This is a genomic window from Haloplanus sp. XH21, assembly GCF_023276355.1.
GTDB classification, from domain to species: domain Archaea; phylum Halobacteriota; class Halobacteria; order Halobacteriales; family Haloferacaceae; genus Haloplanus; species Haloplanus halobius.
The window spans coordinates 127,770-142,663 of the sequence record NZ_JALLPL010000002.1; the positions used below are offsets into that span (position 1 = coordinate 127,770).

Sequence of the window (14,894 nt, forward strand, 5' to 3'; positions counted from 1 at the left end):
CTGGTTACACGGCTCTGCTACTTCTTGTCGTTTGGCCGGTATTCCCGATGGTTAACCAAATCGAGCCGTATATCTTGGGACTCCCGTTCAATATGGCCTGGAACTCAGCAGTGCTATTTCTTGTGATGATCACTGGGTTCCTCATGTATTGGTATGATGAACTGAACGTTCAGGGAGGTAGCTAAGATGGTATCCACGGATACTCTGATCATTACCGGCATACCCTTGATTTATCTAGGCTTTGCCCTGTGGATTGGTATTCGCAGTCGGGGCGAGGCTGACCAAAGTACCACAGAAGGATTTGTTGCCGGTGATCGCCGAATCGGTACAATTGTATTGTTCTTCATTATGGCCGCAGCTAATAACAGTGCCTTTGCCTTCCTCGGCGGACCTGGATTTGCGTTCGACCAAGGGGCGATTGCATATTATATCATCCCTTATAGTGCATTTGGGCTCGCGATGTGGTACGTCCTAGGGCCCAAAGTATCGCGTCTTGGTCGCAAAATGGGCTACGTGACGCAGGCGGAATTCGTGAGCGATCGATTTGATAGCCGATGGATTTCAGTTATCATGGCGATCGCCTCTGTTGCGGCCTTCATCCCGTATATAGTAGTGCAAATAAAGGGTGTTGCCTTCATTCTCAACGAGGCTAGCAATGGGCTCATTCCGTTTTGGCTTTCGGGGATGCTTCCCTTCCTCATCATTGGATTCTATGTGATCACAAGCGGAATGATGGGTGTTGGGTGGTCAAACGTCCTGCAAGGGATAATGATGCTTGCACTCGCATGGTTCCTTGGCCTGTATCTCCCGTCCGAGCTACATGGAGGAATACAGCCAATGTTCGAGACGATCGCCGCAACTAATCCATCACATCTGGTGGTCGGGCTCCCAGAGATGTCGATAGCACGATATTCGAGTTTCATCGTTGTCTCGGCTCTGGGGAGTATTATGTGGCCGCACCTGTTCATGAGGGCCTACACCGCTGAGGACGAATCAACAATTAAAAAGACTGCTGTCCTTTACCCACTCTTCCAATTCATTATCGTCCCGATTCTCTTGATCGGATTTGCCGGTGTTACCGTCGTCGAACCAGGTATTCTCGACAGTCCCGATCGAATTCTCCCATATCTTGTTACTAACTTAGACATAAATCCGGTCGTGATCGGATTATTCTTCGCTGGAGCACTCGCAGCAACGATGAGTACCGCCGACGCAATCGTTCACGCATCCGTGAGCGTTTCTATCCGGGACTTCTACAAGCCACTGTTTAATCCGGAAGGAGAAGATCTGGATGAAACCTTCTGGATGAAGATTTTGGTCTTCCCGACACTGGCTGTCGCATATTACTTTGCGATATTCAGCTCGATTAATATCGTGCCGCTGCAGGCCGCTGCGTATGGTTCAATTATCCAATTCCTTCCGCTTATCCTTGGAACACTCTATTGGCCCCGTGCCACAAAGGAGGGGGCATTGGCTGGAATCTTCAGTGGCACTCTAGTAACGGCGATCTTTACCTTTGTCGTGCCGACACCGCTGTCAATACACGCAGGATTATGGGGGCTTCTAGTGACGACAGTGCTCTTCATCGTGGTCAGCTTGGTGACTGATGTCGAGGATCCCGAGTTCGTACGAGAGATGATTCGCACGACTCGACCCGATCTCTCGTCGTCCAAAGGGGAGCAGCAACCGTCAGGCACTGTGGCGGATGGAGGGAAAGTCACTAACGAGAACCACGAATAGATTCACTGCCACCGCTCTATTGAATTCTTTCTAATCGGCATTTATGCAAGCCGCTCTACAGGCGATTCTCAAGCGAGAATGATTATCGGACCAGCAAAGGGGCGATCCGACTGTCGAACGATCCCATCCTGACGCAACTTTTATTCTGGATGCTGTTGTTGGCCGAGATGTGACGCAACTAGAATTCGATATCGACGGAGAGGTGTTTGTAGCCGACCTGCTCGAGGACGAGGCGCCTGAATCGATCGACGCACTTCGGGAGTTCCTGCCACTCGAATCAGAACTCATGCACGTGCGCTGGAGCGGCCACGCGACGTGGGTCAACATCGACGAGATCGACCTCCCGGAGATACCGCGCGAAAACCACACGGTCTACCCCTCCCGGGGAGATATCCTGCTGTATCCAGGGTATCGGAACGAGCAGGAACTCCTTGTTCCCTGTGGACCAACCTGCTTCAAGAGTCCTGCGGGAGAACTCGCTGGCAACCATATCGCGACGCTCAACGCATCGCGAGAGAAGCTCGCCGAAATCGAGGAAGAGACGCTTCAGAGCGGTGTGAAGGATATCGTTGTGCGAGAGGTTTAACGAACGATCCATCGGTGGCGTCGCTCCGCCGCGACGGAGATGACGGCACCACGATAACGTCCTCTTGTCGAATAGTATGATCTGATGCTGTTGAGCGGAATCTCTGTCACTCGCGCACCGTTCTCGTACCAGCCTCCGGTATATTCAAACCAGAGCCGGTTCAATGGAGGGATGGGTTATGAGTGTAGCAGAAGGAGCGTACCAGCGCGTCAGCAAAGACCGACTCCGAGAAGATATCACGGAGACCGGGAAATTCGGGGAGGTTGTAACTGAACAGGGACACGGTCGGACTGTACTCACAGGAACAGAAGCGAACAGACAAGCGCGGGAGTATTTCATCGACCGCTTGGAAGCGGCAGGGCTCGATGTCCGCGTTGACGCAGTGGGCAATATCGTGGGCCGCTGGGTTCCCGAGAGCGCCGATCCGACGGCACCAGCAATCGCCTGTGGGAGCCATATCGACTCTGTTCCCGAAGGAGGAATCTTCGATGGGGTGCTCGGCGTCTACAGTGGGCTTGAAGCCGTACGGGCGCTTCAAGAGGCAGGTATCGAGCTGGACCGACCGATCGAAGTTGTCTGTTTCACTGAAGAGGAGGGAGCAAGATTCTCGAACGGCGTGCTCGGATCCTCCGTTGCGAGCGATCAGCGGAGTGTCGAAGAGGCACTCGAACTCGAAGACGATGACGGGGTCACGCTCGAATCGGCGCTCGACGACATTGGGTTTCGAGGCAGTGGACGATTGGATGCGAGTGAGTGGGACTCCTGGCTCGAACTGCACGTCGAACAGGGCGAGCGCCTCCAAGACGCGGGAGCCGCGGTTGGGATCGTCTCCGCAATCACGGGAACCATTCGATGCTCGGTCGAAATCCAGGGCGAAGCGGACCACTCGGGCTGTACAGCGATGGCGGACCGAACGGACGCCTTGACCGCCGCAAGCGAACTCGTCTTAGAAGTCGAGAGCGCAACGAAAGATGTCGTCGCGAAAAACGGCGAGACCGTCGTCGGAACAGTCGGTAAGCTCGACGTTTCACCGAATGCGATCAACGTCGTTCCAGGACGGGCCGAACTCGGCATCGATATTCGCGATATTCAGTACGGGCCCATGGAAGAGATCGTCGGGCGTGTACAAGACTGCCTCTCGGAGCTTGAAGCAGAGCGGGGCGTCGGGACCACGTTCGAGCGCCCGTATGATATCGCTCCGAGTAAGATGAGCGATCGCTGCAACGCGGCGTTACAAAAAGCGGTGTCGACGATTGGAGCCTCGGCACTGGATCTCCATTCAGGCGCTGGCCATGACACGATGCATATCGCGAGCGTCACTGACACCGGGATGTTGTTCGCGCCCTCTCACGGCGGATTCTCACACAGCCCCCGCGAGTGGACGGACTGGGACAGTTGTGCGACAGCAACAAGGGTGCTGGCAGCGGGGCTCGCGGACTTAGCGCATGACTGATAGGACCTCCGCAGTGAAGCAACCATCCCGATAGTGACCGTGGAGTCGGTGTGCAGCGACGGCGCTCTGCCGTGATGTGATACTGGGCGATATGACTGGAACGAAGTCGATAGCAGCCCCCCTGCAGATGCAACTCCCCTCAAAACACACGCAATCCAACGATAGCCCCCGCAACGCCAACCGTTGAGCGCCGATCCGCGCTCTGCGACATCGGTAACGGAAGATGAACGTCGGTCACACAGCGGAGCGGACGATCTTCACCCTCGGGACAGATCCCTATACACTCGACCTGTTCCACCTGTGGAGTATCCCCCCGATCCTCTGTTCTCATATTACAAACGCCGATAACCTAGTCATCCGGTACTATCTGGGGGTATTCGGCTGAATTGCGCTTTCACCGTCAACATCACTGTCTCATCGGAGTTCGTATGGTTCAAACACAGTCGACGCGACAGGATGCGTGCAACGTGGAACGCGCCTCGTGAGCCAGAAACTGAAACTCAACTATTCGCTCTCGTGCGTCGCCATATTCAGGTTCACTTCGATCACGTTGGCCGCGCTCTGGACTTTCTCCGGAAGCTGATCCTTGAAGTGCTCTCCCTTCAGACGGCTCGTCGGTCCGGCGACACTCAACGAGCCCAACACGTTCTCATTGCGGTCAATGACGGGGGCACCAACAGCACGGAGACCCTCAACTTCCTCTTCGTCGTTGTGTGCATATCCCTGCTGACGGACGGTATCGAGTTCATCGAAGAGTTCGTCGCGATCGGTGATCGTGTTGGCAGTCTGTTCTGGAAGCCCGTGTTGGTCAAGGATTTCGTCGACGCGCTCGCGGGGAAGATATGCTAGAATTGCTTTGCCCGTTGCCGTACAGTGGAGATAGTCCGGCCGCTGAAGCTTATCCGTCTGATACCCGCTTCCAACAGCGTCACTGCCACGCACTTTGTACAGATTAATGCCCATCCCATGTTCCTCGGTGAAGAGGTTCGCGTACTCACCAGTCGACTCCGCAAGATCCTCGACCTCATCCTTGCCGTATTTATACAGTCGATTTCGATTCCTGACGTACTCACCAGCCAGGAGGAACTGCAAACTGAGTTCGTACTGGTCGCCATTCTTGACGACCAGGTCTTCCTGACGGAGGGTTGTTAGATAGTGGTAGGCCGTGCTCTTAGACAGGCTGAGGTGGGTTGCTAGCTCAGTGACCCCGGCGCCATCTAACGTTTCGAGCGCTTCGAGTATCTGTGCTGTTCGCTCAACAGTTTTCAACGTTCGGGGCGACTCCGGTTGAATTGGATCGGTTGTCATGTTCTCGCATGCAAGTCGAGTTCACTTAATCGTTTGGCTATATCAAACGCTAATACACTATCTGAATATCTTGTTCTGGATGTTCACAGTTATTTCCCAATATATAGTGATAGGGGGTATATTTGGCCAACAAAAACTGGATACACCTCTAATATCGCGAATAGATTTAAAATAAGAAAGTATTTTGATTCGCGATAATAATCATATTGCCTCATCCAATCCCCTGAACTAGAATAACACTATTATTTTTGTTATGGAGAGATCGTGCGATGCTCGATCCCGGAGGTGGCAGCGAGCCGATTCACGGCAACTCTTTTACCATAACGAAACGATGCGAAAGTATGAGCAAAGCAAACATACTCGATCAGACCACCAAACTTGAGGTGGAAAATATGGGCGGGATCGACAAAACGACTGTCGACTTTTCTCCCGGAATCACGGTGTTGGCGGGGCGAAACGCGACGAACCGAACGTCGCTACTCCGGTCCATCATGGCGGTTATGGGAAGCGATAATGCGTCCCTGAAAGCGGACGCGGATGAAGGACGAGTTGAACTCAGCGTCGGTGAGGAAACCTACGTGCGAACGTTCACCCGCACGAATGGCTCCGTCATGACTGGAGGCAACCCCTATCTTGATGAGCCAGAGCTTGCCGATCTATTCGCATTTCTTCTAGAAACCAACGAAGCCCGTCGATCCGTCGCCAGGGGAGCCGATCTTCGCGAACTCATCATGCGACCAGTCGATACCGAATCGATCCAATCAGAAATCCAACAGCTTGAGCAAGAACGATCGCAGATCGACGATGAACTCGATGAACTCAACGAGCTAAAGGGTGAACTGCCAAAGCTGGAAGACAACCGAAGCCAGCTCAAAGACGAAATCGAGGAAAAAAAAAAGAGGAACTGGCAGCAAAGGAAGAGGAGATTGAAACCCTCGATGCCGACGTCGACGAAACACGGGAGGAGAAACAGGAACTCGAGTCCCGGCTTGACAAACTTCGCGAGAAACGCGCCGAATTAGATCGGGTTCGATCCGACATCGAAGTCGAGCAAGAGAGCATCGAAGCACTGACAACCGAACGAAGAGACCTCGAATCGGAGCTCGATGAGCTTCCCGACACACCGATGGGGGAGCATGACGAGCTCAAAAACGAAATTTCCAGGCTTCGAGACCAGAAAGACAATCTCGAAAGCGAGGTGAGCAACCTCCAGAACGTGATTCAGTTCAATGAAGAACGCCTAGAAGGGAGCGAAGGAACTGTCAGCTCCGTTCTGAGCGCTCAAGAGACTGATAACGCAGTGACGGATGCGCTTGTCGACGACACGGTCGTCTGTTGGACCTGTGGGTCCGAAGTCGAAGAGGAGAATATCACGCAGACGCTCGATCAACTTCGAGATATCCGTCAAGAGAAACTGGAAACGATTCGGGACCTCGAATCAGAGTTGTCTCAGCTGAAGGACAAACAGCAGGAATATCGGGAACAACAGCAGCGAAGAGAGTCGATTGAGCGAAAACTCACTGACATCGGGAGTGAAATCGCGGAACGTGAAGAACGGTTGGATGACTTGCGAGACGAGCGAGAACACCTCAACGACGAAATCGAGGATCTTGAATCGGAGATCGAGACGTTAGAATCCGAAGACTTCAGTGAAATTCTGGATCTTCACAAGGAGGCAAATCAACTGGAATTCGAGCTCGAACAGCTTGAATCCGAGCTGGAGGATGTGACGGAACAGATCGGCTCTATCGAAGAGCGCCTTACCGAGGAAACGCAGTTGAACTCGCAGCGAGAAGAGATCACTGCCGAACTGACGGACCTCCGGACGCGAATCGATCAGATCGAAGCGAACGCTGTCGAGCAGTTCAACGACCATATGGATGCAGTCCTCGACACGCTCGGCTATGAGAATCTCGAGCGCATCTGGATCGAGAGAATCGAGCGCGAGGTGCGAGAAGGACGAAAAAAGGTGGAAAAAACCCAGTTCGAACTACACGTCGTCCGGAGTACCGACACCGGAGCCGCGTACGAGGACACCGTCGATCATCTCAGCGAAAGCGAACGAGAAGTCACCGGACTGGTGTTCGCGCTTGCGGGCTATCTCGTCCACGAGGTGTACGAACAGGTCCCGTTCATGATTCTGGACTCCCTGGAGGCCATCGATTCACCGCGAATCGCATCGCTGATCGATTATATGGCCGACTATCCGGAGTTCCTGGTTGTCGCTCTGCTCCCCGAAGACGCACAAGCTCTCAACGACGATTATACCCGCATCACGGAAATATAGGGCCCGGCCAGAAGCGGCTATGTCCCGTCGTTGCAATCACAGCCGCCACGTTCGAGCAGGTCGATGACGCCGTACTGTTCGCCACAGTCCTCACAGAGGACATCAATATCGATAAACAAGCGGAACTCGCCGAGCGTGATTCGTCCTGTCGATCGGAGTCGATCCAGGCTGCCCTCGGTGAGTGACCGAAGTCGGGACTGGAGACGTCGAATAGAATCAAGAACGTTCTCCACTTGCTCGCTATCGGAGGGGTGTTCATACGAAGCATCCCGATATTCGGTGAGGTACGACCGAATCGCCTGATACGAGACGAAATCACGTTCGAGTTGCTCGATATCGACGCCATCCCGTTCAAGACGATTTCGAGCCTCGGTCTGCATACCACTACTCACGTCATCAGCGGTGAGGAGCCGATAAAGATTGGAGATCTCTCCGTCTACGGTAGAAATCCCTGCAGAGGCCATCGCACTTTCGAGCAGTCGCTGATTGAAGAGATCTGCAAGATCCCGGAGACTCTTACGCTGTTGGTCCTCGGCAGTCCAGAGCTGTTCGAGTTCGTCACCAAGGGATTCATCAAGATCATACTCAGCGATCAGTCTCGCAACCTTGTTCGACTTTCTTGATTGTCCACCCGTATCCTCTGCCATATTGCCAAATAGCAGCGCCACCATATATAACAGCGGTGCTGTTTGAGTATCCGCCCTCACAGTTCGGCTGAGTGGGGAAACAAGGGAGACGACACACCTGTGTTTGGAGAATAATAAAATTTAGATAAATACTGTATTATTGGTAGAATAAAATGGCCAAAATAGAGGTATAAATTTCATATAAATAAAACCAATTTATACTTCTACCTCCACAAATCATTTAGAATCTATTTTTTCTAGGCAAAAAATTCCTAATTTATATAAGTCAATATCACAGAGGTAGAAATAAAAATATAATAATTCTTATTATATTTGGATAGAGTAGAATATATTACTGTTAGAGATCACGGTCGAACTGGCCGATACTCGCAACCCTGCTCAGAGAATACTTCATGGCGAATTTCGAAGGATGTGGGGTGCGTGATCGGACGACGCGTCCGTCAGAGTGTTCGCGGTCAGCATCACGTCTGGTAGTTCACTTGAGGAGAGAGACGCGATTCTCCGTTCAATTGGTGTAGAACACTCTCATTGAGGGATTTGGGAGCAGATACCTTAGCTTGCTACCACGTTTCTGATCCGCTGTCAACGACATCACGGCCCGACTTAACGGTGCGCCATCCGAGAATACGCTGCAATCAAGTTCAACCAAAGTTGTCGCTTCGTGCCGATCTTTAACCAGCAAGGAACGGATCCAGCGACGGTCGCTGCTAACTAGATCGTGCTCACAAGGCCAATGGATCAGAAAAGAAGCTGCACTAGAGAGTACGCAATGATGCTTGAAATGACGAGATACGATCCGACGACGACAATCGGGACAATTCCAGTATCCCGCATCTCATCGAATTGAATCTCGAATCCAAGTCCCGCGAACGCGAGCAAAAACAGTAAGTCGGACGCTCGCGAGAGCGAATCAATAACGGCACTCGGTAGGTTCCCCAAGTTCGCCAGGGGGGCAAGCAGCAAAAAGCCGATGAGGAACTTTGGAAAGTCCCCCCAGACCTGTCCGATCGATGCCTCTGAATCGAGATTTTGTCTCGTATAGTAGAACGAGTCTGACAGGGCAACAACACCAATCATGGCGTTTCGGGTAAGCTTCGTGAGCGTCGCCCACTGCCCGGCGACCTCGGAGTGTGCGAACCCAGCAGCAGCGGGCCAGTCGAGAACATCGAAAGCCCAATCCACACGCCGTAGGTCTCGGGTGCCAACTCAGGCAATTGGCCGAGGACCGGGAAGATCACCAACGTCGCGGCGTCGAAGACCAGAATCGTTGCCGCCGCGTGAGCGATCTACGTCTCGTCGGCATCGACCGCAGAGGCGGTGGCGGCAACTGCCGATACCCTACAGACGCTCGACCCCGCTGCTGAGAGTGCCCCCAGAGAGGATGAGGCCACTCTCGAAAGCCCTCAGAGGTGACTTCCAGTGAGTCAACAACAGCGTCCTGACAACGTCTCGATCGACGAGATCCCGGTCGATATCGACAGCACACAATCAGGTGAGGTCGATTCCACCAACGTCCCCGATGAAATCGAATCCATCACCCGTGGGCTCGCCGGTGAGCAGCCGCCGACGAATCCGCTGGTCGTACTGAAAGCGGCTCGATGGTGGTACATTCACGGCAAGGGCGGCACGGATCCCGCCTTCGAGTGGGCCATCGAGTGGGCGCGTCACCTTGCGACCGACACGCGATCCGACGAGATGCACAGCACCATCGAACAGTGGATCGACGATCTCGTCGCCGGCGTCGACGACGCGCAGGCCAGCGAAGAGTTCCAGGAGTGGCTCGACGTCCAGAGTCGCTTCCACGACTACTCGTATCGGAACACGCTCCTCATCAAGCGGCAGTGTCCCGAGGCGACCCGGGTGGCGGGCTACCGGACGTGGCAGGAGGAGTTCGACCGCCACGTCAAGGAGGGCGAGTCGGCCATCTGGATCTGGGCGCCGATCATCACCACGCAGTGTCCGGAGTGCGAAAACTCGCCGAGCTACCACGAAGACAGTGACTGTGAGTACGACGAGACGCCGCCCGAGGAGTGGTCCGAGGGCCTCGTCGGGTTCAAGCCTGCGCCAGTGTTCGACGTCTCCCAGACCGAGGGCGAGCCGCTTCCCGACCTCGACACGGAAGCGACCGGCGACGCCGGCGACCTCGTCGAACAGCTAACTGCCGCCGCTGACGACCTCGGCGTGACGGTGCGAATCGTTCCCGAAGAGGAGTGGACCCACGGCGAGGCGAAGGGCATCTGCGAGCAGCTGAGCCTCGTCGACGTTCAGCCGCTCGTCGAGGTGCGTGATCGGGAGAATGAGGCCGACCTCGCGCGGACGCTGATTCACGAGTACGCACACGCCCTGCTCCACTTCGACGTCGACGACGATACGGAGCGGTCGAAACGCGAGGTCGAAGCGGAAGCTGTCGCATACATTGTCGGACGGTATTTCGACCTAGATACGAGCGGATCAGCGTTCTATCTTGCCGCGTGGCAGGACGACGATGCGGAGAACATTCAGGAACGTCTCGGCCGGATCAGTTCGACCGCTCAGGAGATAATCGGGACGGTCACCGAGGGCTGAACACGCCTTCCCCGGCTGTTAACCAACGCCTGGGCTACTTTGTCCACACTGTTGGTTAATTCGTTCGGCGTCCGACCCTGCGTGTTTCGAGCGGCGGTGTTCAGATAAGAGTGAAGGGTGAGGCGGTGCGATTTTTGAGTAGTCTATGCTCGAAATCGACCGCCTCAACGGAGATAGCGACCGCATCGAGTTAGGATTTGTGGAGCGAGAGGCGACACCCGAGCCGGCGATGAAGCTCGGTATTCGACTTCATTTGGCTGGATTATCACTTTCGAATACCATCTCAATTCTTGATAGGTTGGGTGTCCAACGCTGTTGCTCCACCGTTCACAACTGGGTGCAAAAGGCCGATTTACAGCCCAAGGGTGGTGCCGACCCGGATCACGTTGCGGTTGACGAGACCGTGATCCAGCTCAATGACGAACGATTCTGGCTGTACGCTGCGGTCGGTTCCGAGACGAACCGCTTGCTGCACGTGAAGCTCTCTCCGACGTGAAATCAAGCAATAACCGAGATGTTTCTTGCCGAACTCCGCGAGAAACATCTCGTCGATGACGCGCTCTTTCTCGTCGATTCTGCACCGTGGCTGCAAGCGGCGCTCCACCGACACGGCCTCGATTACAGATGCGAAAAACATGGTAATCGGAACAGCGTCGAACGTATCTTCCGAGAACTAAAACGGAGAACAAACCAATTCTCAAACTGTTTCAGCCACGCCGAAGCAGACCCCGTCGAAAATTGGCTTCAAGCGTTCGCCTTCGCATGGAATCAGCTTATCTGAACACTACCTTTCGAGCGGTCCCAAGACATACCCCACCGACAGTCGATGTTATAGTTCAGAATCGATTCGACGCTGCTGGTCACGAAGGAACTCAACGACGGCATCGATATCCTGTTCGGGAACCGTTTGCTGTTCGAAGACCCCTTTGAATGCGTCCGCGAAATCCTCCGACGTGAGTCGGTCGAGGACAGTCTCGATGCGACCAGCGAGCTTCTCGGACTCCCCACGATGCAGATGAGTCGCAATCCGGTCGAAATCCGCGCCAGCAGCCAGCACCACCAGATCCCGAGAGTCCGCCTTGCGACCACTGTGAAGTTTCACGGCAAACAGCAACTCCCGTTCAGGAATTCTGGCTGTTACCGGGCGGCCGGTTCGCAGCTCCTCGGTGACAGAGTGCTGGGCCAGATAGCGATACGACCATTCAGCTTCCGTCTGGCGACAGCCCAGCGCGTCGACCATCGCGTCGAACCGAACCGGATTGCCAATATCTTTCGTAAATCGGATAGTACGGCCCTCGTAGAGCTCGTTTCGTTCGACATCGGCCGTTTTCTCGTAGCCGCGGTCGGTGAGAAGGCCGGTGTAGTCGTCGACCGCTTGTGCCGGAACGACGACGTCGACGTCCGTGGTGAACCGTTGATTGAATGCCGCGATCGCCCACCCACCGACGAGCACGTACGGCAGGTCAGCATCAATGACAGCCTCCAGAGTGTCCAGCAATTCGTCTTCGCGCTCGCCGAGACTCATGCGTTCAAACGCGGATCCTCGTGGGACGCGTCGATATCGCGGTCGTACTCGTCGGCGATCATCTCCAACGCTGGCTCGTAGTTCACCCGGTACTCCAACATGTGCTCGATTGCCTCATCCAACGGAATGACCGGATTGCCGTCGACCCACTCGCGAGTGATGTCCCCACTCGTCGGGAACAACACGTACGAGACAGTCGCATCGTAGTCGGTTGCATCCGGCCGCTCTTCGATCCGGCTCGGAATGCCGAACTCGTCGAAGAACGCCGTCCACCGTTCGACGTCCTGGTCGGCGACTTTGATGAAGATCGGATAGTCATCGTGGCCGCGGGCGATCTGATAGCCGCCGTGGGTCCAGACGTAGACGGCGTCAATTTTCGTGTACGCAAAGGGCATCCCGGCAAACTGCGGAATGACGTAGCCGTCGTCGATCGAGGGAGGAACAGCGCGAGAGATAGCTGCGATGAGATCGTAGTAGCGATCCCTGACAGCGTACTTCTCGATGTAGACGCCGTCCTCACGCCGGATGAAGCCTGCGTCCTCCAACCGCTCGATCCAGTCGTAGACCCACGAGTAGGAGCCGTCGATCTTCTGGGCGATTCGACGGATCGAGTCGCCCGGCCGGGCCGCGACCATGATCTTCGCCGCGGTCTCGTCGACATACTCCATCATCGCTAGTTATCGGTATCACATCTAACTGTATTAGTCTTGTCCCCCTGTATTCCCTATAGAGTTATCTCTATACAGATATGTCTCTCGTGAGTCCGGCAGTTCAATCCGGCGCAGCATTCGAGCAGAGAGGAATTAACCAACAGAGGATACGGCTGATCGCTATTCGTTGGTTAAGTTTTTCAGCGCCCGCCGAGGGGCGGAGGCGCACTCCCGTTCCACGAAGTACCTGCGGTATGGTGTCCTTCGGCTGCTCGAAGGCGAGACTGACGAGACGGTTGCGGACGTGCCCGATATCGACGGCGTGACCGTTGGTTACGGGAGCGACGAGGCGATGTGCGACAGCTGGGGCTCCAGCGAAGACTGGTGGGAGACTGTCACGCCACAGGAGGCGTGTACCCGGTTCCGGGTGTTCTTCCCGGAGGACTACCAGACGGTTCCCCGCGACATCGTCGACGTGATGGCCGCGCTCGGTGCCTGGCGAGTCTGGAGCGGGAGCGCAGCCACGTGCGGCTCCTACGACCATCGCGAGCGCCGCGAGGTCCACTCCTGTGGCCGCCGGAAAGGCCATCCGGTGGAGGAAGTGTTCCACGAGCGGCTCAGTGGCCCTGCAGAAGCCGTCGCTCCGGACGGGGGCCGAACGAGCGACGTTCGCGACCGGCTGGGCGTCGACAAGAACGCAGAGTCACAGGACGATCTCGATCCCCGCACGAAGCGTGCCGTCGCCGAAGCGATGGCCGTCTCACTCCTCTCGAAAGGTGGCCGCTACAAGGTACAGTCCACGTCCGGCAACAGGTGCGAAGTCGACATCGTCGACGAGTCGTGTACCTGTCCCGACTGGCAGCAGCGCTCACCCGAAGGCGGCTGCAAGCATCTGCGTCGCGTCGACCACGAGATCAAACGGGGCCACGTTCCCCGACCAGACGGTCGGCTCCCAGCGGACCCGCACTAAACCTGATTAACCAACAGGGCTCTCCAGACCGCGCTTGCGTTGGTTAACTCAGGCAGAACTTCTGGATGCTGTTGTCCCATTCTCCACGGATATCGACCATTCGGAACGCGTATGCGTCGGTGCGACGGTTGAGACGGTCCACTACCAGGTTCAGCCGTCGTATTGGCTCCCGGTCGTAGTTCCCGAGGACGAAGTACGACCGGTCGTTCTCGTAGACCGGAGTCAACTCGCTCAAGGCGTGGAGGACCTCCTCATTGTCGGCCAGCGTTATTTCCTCATCGTCAAGCTGGTCTTTGGCACTTTTGAGAACGTCATCAGGAACAGGCGACTCCTCATCAGGCATAATGCGAGTTTCTCGTGGCGGAGAGATATGGTTTATGGAGTAAATCACTCACTCAAGTGGTTGTGATTTATCGAAGAGTGTTTTACTCAAGGGTAAACTACTTGCCGCTGCGTCGTGTACTGTACGGTATGAGCACCGACCTTGGGACTGCTGAGGAGATGGAGTCTCGCGAACTGATCCACTTCGTCACCCAGCAGACGCGATTCTCTCTCATCAACAACATACTCCAGAACCCCAAGCAGCTGCCCTCGATGTACGAGCTCGAGAAGCTCAACCCCAGTGTGAGCGACGCGACCGTCTACAAGCATATCCAGAAGCTGATCGACGCTGGCATCGTCAAGGAGGCCGCCCTAGATGACGACCAGCGCCGCCAGGGGTACCCCTGGAAGTTCTACGGGCTTACGGAGGAGGGTCGCGAATTCCTGGAGGAGCACAATCTGCTCGCCGCCGAGGAGACGCTCCAGCAGATCTACGAGACCATCTCGGACAAGCCCGAGAAGATGATTAAATACGAGAACGCGCCGCGCCCAGGTGATGAATAATCCACAGACCCAGTCATAACGGGTGAACCCGTTACTACGCGTCGATACAGCACAAGATAGGGGGGAATCAGCTAATAGCGGAAGGTAGGTTACAGTAAATATTCGCGTCTATTCGATAACGAGTGTCTGGCCACAAATTGGACAGACGGTTCCATCCGCAGTACTCTCAAGATCCGTATTTTGGCCGGTCCAGCCACATACGGGGCATTGAATAGGATCGCTTTGTGTCATTAAATCATATTGTAGATACAGGGCCGCCCAAAAAAGGGTGGTGCCGC

General features: G+C 55.1%; 11 protein-coding genes and 3 pseudogenes. 8 read left to right on the forward strand and 6 right to left on the reverse strand.

Features of this window, described 5'->3' with window-relative positions:
• Positions 1-186 precede the first annotated feature (186 nt).
• The 3 genes from MXB53_RS14025 (at position 187) to MXB53_RS14035 (ending at position 3,779) form a co-directional block, all read left to right on the forward strand.
• Positions 187-1,740 carry a sodium:solute symporter family protein gene (locus MXB53_RS14025; protein WP_248898231.1) on the forward strand — a complete coding sequence of 518 codons (1,554 nt, stop codon included), beginning with the start codon at positions 187-189 and terminating at the stop codon, positions 1,738-1,740.
• Positions 1,741-1,909: 169 nt separating this feature from the next.
• Positions 1,910-2,326 carry a DUF3830 family protein gene (locus tag MXB53_RS14030; RefSeq protein ID WP_248898232.1) on the forward strand — a complete coding sequence of 139 codons (417 nt, stop codon included), beginning with the start codon at positions 1,910-1,912 and terminating at the stop codon, positions 2,324-2,326.
• Between the two features lie 163 nt (positions 2,327-2,489).
• The gene (locus MXB53_RS14035; RefSeq protein WP_248898233.1) at positions 2,490-3,779 is read left to right on the forward strand and encodes a Zn-dependent hydrolase; all 1,290 of its coding nucleotides are present in this window, start codon (positions 2,490-2,492) and stop codon (positions 3,777-3,779) included.
• Between the two features lie 504 nt (positions 3,780-4,283).
• On the opposite strand, the gene MXB53_RS14040 is transcribed toward MXB53_RS14035, so the two are convergent.
• Positions 4,284-5,087, reverse strand: a complete 804-nt coding sequence (locus MXB53_RS14040) for an IclR family transcriptional regulator (RefSeq protein ID WP_248898234.1) — start codon at positions 5,085-5,087, stop codon at positions 4,284-4,286.
• A gap of 341 nt (positions 5,088-5,428) precedes the next feature.
• On the opposite strand from MXB53_RS14040, the pseudogene MXB53_RS14045 reads away from it, so the two are divergent.
• A pseudogene (locus tag MXB53_RS14045) lies at positions 5,429-7,374 on the forward strand (archaea-specific SMC-related protein).
• 17 nt (positions 7,375-7,391) lie between these two features.
• On the opposite strand, the gene rdfA reads toward MXB53_RS14045, so the two are convergent.
• Entirely contained in the window at positions 7,392-8,021 is a 630-nt protein-coding gene (gene rdfA / locus MXB53_RS14050; protein WP_248898235.1) for a rod-determining factor RdfA, read from the reverse strand.
• Between the two features lie 738 nt (positions 8,022-8,759).
• Positions 8,760-9,203: a putative sulfate exporter family transporter gene (locus MXB53_RS14055; protein WP_248898236.1), complete on the reverse strand. Its 444-nt coding sequence runs from the start codon at positions 9,201-9,203 to the stop codon at positions 8,760-8,762.
• Positions 9,204-9,440: 237 nt separating this feature from the next.
• Here MXB53_RS14055 and MXB53_RS14060 point away from each other — a divergent pair, with 237 nt between their 5' ends.
• Together MXB53_RS14060 and MXB53_RS14065 are read left to right on the forward strand one after the other, a co-directional pair.
• The gene (locus MXB53_RS14060) at positions 9,441-10,586 is read left to right on the forward strand and encodes a DUF8013 domain-containing protein (protein ID WP_486606379.1); all 1,146 of its coding nucleotides are present in this window, start codon (positions 9,441-9,443) and stop codon (positions 10,584-10,586) included.
• Between the two features lie 145 nt (positions 10,587-10,731).
• Positions 10,732-11,367: pseudogene (locus MXB53_RS14065) on the forward strand (IS6 family transposase).
• A gap of 48 nt (positions 11,368-11,415) precedes the next feature.
• Here the strand turns inward: MXB53_RS14065 and MXB53_RS14070 are convergent.
• Positions 11,416-12,111, reverse strand: a complete 696-nt coding sequence (locus tag MXB53_RS14070; protein WP_248898237.1) for a hypothetical protein — start codon at positions 12,109-12,111, stop codon at positions 11,416-11,418.
• Positions 12,108-12,779 (reverse strand): helix-turn-helix domain-containing protein, encoded by a 672-nt coding sequence (locus tag MXB53_RS14075; RefSeq protein ID WP_248898238.1) that lies wholly within the window; start codon positions 12,777-12,779, stop codon positions 12,108-12,110. The genes MXB53_RS14070 and MXB53_RS14075 overlap by 4 nt, the downstream gene beginning before the upstream one ends.
• A 169-nt stretch (positions 12,780-12,948) precedes the next feature.
• Between MXB53_RS14075 and MXB53_RS14080 the strand changes: the two genes are divergently transcribed.
• Positions 12,949-13,731 (forward strand): hypothetical protein, encoded by a 783-nt coding sequence (locus MXB53_RS14080; RefSeq protein WP_248898239.1) that lies wholly within the window; start codon positions 12,949-12,951, stop codon positions 13,729-13,731.
• Positions 13,732-13,780: 49 nt separating this feature from the next.
• Here MXB53_RS14080 and MXB53_RS14085 read toward each other — a convergent pair.
• A pseudogene (locus tag MXB53_RS14085) lies at positions 13,781-14,074 on the reverse strand (DUF8170 family protein); the annotation flags it as partial.
• Positions 14,075-14,202: 128 nt separating this feature from the next.
• Here MXB53_RS14085 and MXB53_RS14090 point away from each other — a divergent pair.
• On the forward strand, positions 14,203-14,616 hold the full coding sequence (locus MXB53_RS14090) for a helix-turn-helix domain-containing protein (protein WP_248898241.1): 414 nt from the start codon (positions 14,203-14,205) through the stop codon (positions 14,614-14,616).
• The last annotated feature ends 278 nt before the right edge of the window (positions 14,617-14,894 follow it).